Annotated in this window: 3 protein-coding genes; all 3 read right to left on the bottom strand. The window is 43.7% G+C overall.

All coding sequences use genetic code 11. The features are described from left to right. Positions 1-151: 151 nt before the first annotated feature. Positions 152-433: a transposase gene (locus KCG35_RS23875; RefSeq protein WP_215822365.1), complete on the bottom strand. Its 282-nt coding sequence runs from the start codon at positions 431-433 to the stop codon at positions 152-154. 242 nt (positions 434-675) lie between these two features. After that, a complete protein-coding gene (locus tag KCG35_RS23880; protein WP_215822366.1) occupies positions 676-1146 on the bottom strand; it encodes a hypothetical protein in 471 nt (156 codons plus the stop codon). Then, positions 1137-3999: LysM peptidoglycan-binding domain-containing protein (locus tag KCG35_RS23885; protein WP_215822367.1), on the bottom strand; the 2863-nt coding region annotated here is incomplete at its 5' end. The genes KCG35_RS23880 and KCG35_RS23885, both read right to left, overlap by 10 nt.

A 3999-nucleotide genomic window follows, 5' to 3' on the forward strand; every position in this document is an offset into this window, starting at 1 on the left:
ATTTCACACCGACATATACAATGATAATACGGAGTATCCGCCACACTGACTAACTCACTTCGTGGCCGTGTCATCCTTAAATCTCCACATAAACTGACTACTTTATAACCAGAAGTATAGACCCACACCTCTGGCTATTTTTTGATCGCAGTCAAATGGTGGATGTCCTGTTCTTCTCTTGCTCTGCCTTTTCCTTATTAATACGAACCACTAAATGATAGTGATTTGACATCACCGCATAGGCACATATATCAATGGCAAACACCTTAACCAGCTCGGTGAGTCGCTCAACCAACCAGGCTTTTCGATGATCAAAATTACGTCCTGTAACCTGATCATCACCACATAAAAAGGCCCGACGAACACACCGACATATACAGTGATAATACGGCGTATCCGCCACACTTACTAACTGACTTCGTGGCCGTGTCATCCTTTAACCTCCACTCAAAACTGACTACTTTACAACCAGAAGTATAGACCTACACCTCTGGCTATTTTTTGATCGCAGTCAAATCTTGGCTGTCCTCTTCTTCCTTGGCCGTGTCATCCTTTAACCTCCACTCAAAACTGACTACTTTACAACCAGAAGTATAGACCTACACCTCTGGCTATTTTTTGATCACAGTCAAATCTTGGCTGTCCTCTTTTTTGGATCTGGATGTCCTGATCTTTTCATTCTTTTCCATAATTAGCACTTAAATAGTAGCCAGAGTGATGATATAACCCAATCAAACACTGCTCTGGACATATTACAATTAAATCTTCGTAATCAATGAAACTAATGCCTTTTTTTTCAGCTTCATAATCAGAGAAAAATTTATCTATCTTACTAATATCAACATAGTAAGGCATTCCAGACTCCTCGTAACAACTATCATTTATTAACCATATTTCATCTTTAGCAACTCGACTAGACAGTAAGTAATCCAATACAATTTTTTTTTGTGAAGTCAACTCCCAGTTTTCTGCCTTAGCTTTCCACTCTACATCGAGTCCTTTTTTTTCAAGAGCAAAGTAAATTCCTTCAGGTGTAAACCCCTGATCACTTGAAAACTCTTTCCATAAATGAGAGTTCAAGTGTAGTAATTCAAAAAACCTATTCCAATTTACTTTATATAAGTTCAGCTGATTATTTAAAACCATGATGGTGACTCCAAATGTATTTTGCCAACATGATACACACCTGGCTTACCAGTTACTGTTGATATTCCTCGTTTTTTAAGGTGTATATGACCCAGTTCAGGCTCAGGGAATCCTTTCATTGGTGGATGCCCATCTGGGTGATACATGATTACTTCATCGCCTTTCTCAAACTTATAAGACCTTCTTTTATTAGTAAGATCGGCTTTTTCAACTTTCCAACCATTAATTAAATCACCCTTTTTGATATTTGGAAGGTCATTAATTAAATTCCTATCTCCAATTTTCAGAGCCAAATATGAATCAAGTTCCCACCTTCTACTCACTGTTGCCCCCATATTTTGAAATGGGTTTGTAGGCTCAATAACATCTGAGGGCTTCCAGTTTAATGAATTATGTAACCTATCAAACTCAACTTGCGTGGATCTTGGACCAAAAGAGTCAACTTTTCCTTTATTAATTAAACTACTTAACTCTTCCTTCAAAACTCCAACAACTGACTTATTAGCCGTCGTAGACAACAAACTCTTCGAGATTTTCCCTTTCCCTGCATATGCCTGCTGAATTCCACCAAATGAAGCGAAAAAGTCTATTAAAACACCAACTTTTCCAAGACCACCAGTAGCAGCGCCAACGCCAGCAGTGACCATATCCTCACGAGATTGAGCTAACTGGCTTTGGACTGCCTTATAAGACATCAGACCAACTTTACCCAGTAACTCTAAAACTGGCACCTCCTTCTGAATTTCAGACATTTGAATAGTCGAAGCAGCAGCCCCACCATACAATGATAACGATGCAACACCTGTTGCTATGTCACCAGTTAAAGTTGCTACACCAAGACTTTCAACATCACTAGCTTCAAGACCAAGGAAAATAGCTCCTGAAGGATCAAGCTGTGGAGCTTTGCTGGTTGCTAAAGCAAAAGTTCTTGGCAAAACTTCCTGAATATTATTGGCTGCATACAATAGACCTCGACGAAAAGCAGTTATTCTTTCTGGAGTAGAAGCACTTTGTATGAAGTCTGTCGCTGTCGAAAATCTATCATCATCAAACGCTGGTGTACTTATTAAGCGCATTACTAGCGAATTAGGATCACCCTCATCGATTTGCTGGTTAATAATACTTATAAGTTCTTCATTTTGGTTGTTTCCACCAAGAGCTTTATATAAACCAATATATTGCTCACCAACATCAACCAAAGAGTTATTCCTATAAGCCCAAGGGCTGTCTCCCATTACATAATATTGAGAAAACGCATTTTCTGAAAAAACAGAAGAACCTCGTTTCGTAGGTAATGAAGTATTAAATCCTTCTAGTTCCAAACTCACGCCATCTGGATATGAGTTATTATCCAAAAACTCACCATTTAGATCTGCCCACTCTTGGTCGATCAACTGCTGTCTATAAAGCTCATCCATCTGCTCCAACTTCCCTTGCCCACGCTCATTAACCACAGCCCCACTCGACTTACTTTGTGTACTATGTGCATGCTGCTGAGCACTGGCTTTTTGTGGCGCCTGTTGATCACGCGGATCATCATTCATCCACCCATCAAACGTACTGGTCAATGAAGCACCAATAGCCTGCCCAACGGCTTGGTGAGCAACATTTTTAAAGTTGAACTTATTACCAAATATTTTGGTTTCAACCGCAGAAGAAACGAATGACTCGGTTAAGGTTGACGCAAATGTTCCCCAATTATCAGCGCCTACTGTAGAACCAATCGTAGAACTAACCGCTCCACCTAACTCAGCACCAATCGCTGAAGCTGCAACTGACTTCCAGCTAAACTTATGCTCTCGGTCCATTGCACTGGATACCAGCTGACGAGCGGTTGCTTTAGCCGCAGCCATATAACCTTTCGAAGCATGAACTGCATTACCCACTTTTTGCATTGTGGATATCGACTCACCTGTCGTCTTTGCGTTAGCCACTGCATTAGCTGAGTTACCAGCCCACTGTTCAACGCCCACACTCGCAGCCGCCATTAGCCCATCACGAGCAACATCTTTCCAAGAGAAATGGAAACCATCCTGCTGTCCCATGGCAATAGCACCCGCTTGGGTAATAGCCTGCGATGTAATTCCTGCACCTATTACACCAGCTCCAAATCCTGCCGCAGCCCCCATAGCGGTCCCAGCTACAGCAGATCCTGTAGTGGCAGTGACTGCACTACCCACCATTGATGACACAGCACCACTCAGAGCAGAAAATGCTGCCATCGCCGCCCAAGCCGCTACCACAGCCACAACCACCATCACCACCATGGCCGCGCCACCACAACCCCCACCCGCAGGCTTAATCGGTGGCGGTGGCATATCCGGTAACGTCGGACTCACATCACCAATCGCCACCCCGGCGTTATAGGGCCGGAAGGTGCTGCTGTTGTTGTGGATGTTGGTGACTTTATTCGGCACTGTGAGGAAGGTGCCGGGCTTTAAGTCTTTCAGTTGCTGAGGTTGCAAACCATTGGCATCGGCCAGCATAAACCACAGGCTACTATCCCCCCATAACGCCAAGGCGATGGTTTGCAGGGTATCGCCTTGTTGTACGGTATAGCCCCCCGGACTCTGCGCCGGGTAGTTTTCGCCAATGGCCTGGAAGTTGGCATCGAAGTCGGCACTGAATACCGGCTCAGTTTTATCCGGCTTGCGCATTAAGCCTTGGTTATAGGCCAGTTGGGTCGCATAGTCGGTATAGGTCGGGCCATCATCCCCCACATCGCCAATACCAATGCCATTGACGTAGTAGAAGTGATGAGTACGCAGGTAGGCTTTGTGATCATCATTACGATCATGGCCTTCCTCAGTACGGGTCAGGATCTGCCCTTTGTGGTTATTCACATAGCGCAGA

The sequence above is a fragment of the Zooshikella harenae genome (assembly GCF_018837975.1).
GTDB classification, from domain to species: Bacteria; Pseudomonadota; Gammaproteobacteria; order Pseudomonadales; family Zooshikellaceae; genus Zooshikella; species Zooshikella harenae.

Excerpts from the sequence above, each read along its gene's own strand:
- KCG35_RS23880 (WP_215822366.1), bottom strand. The coding sequence starts at position 1,146 with ATGGTTTTAAATAATCAGCTGAACTTATATAAAGTAAATTGGAATAGG.
- KCG35_RS23875 (WP_215822365.1), bottom strand. The coding sequence starts at position 433 with ATGACACGGCCACGAAGTCAGTTAGTAAGTGTGGCGGATACGCCGTAT.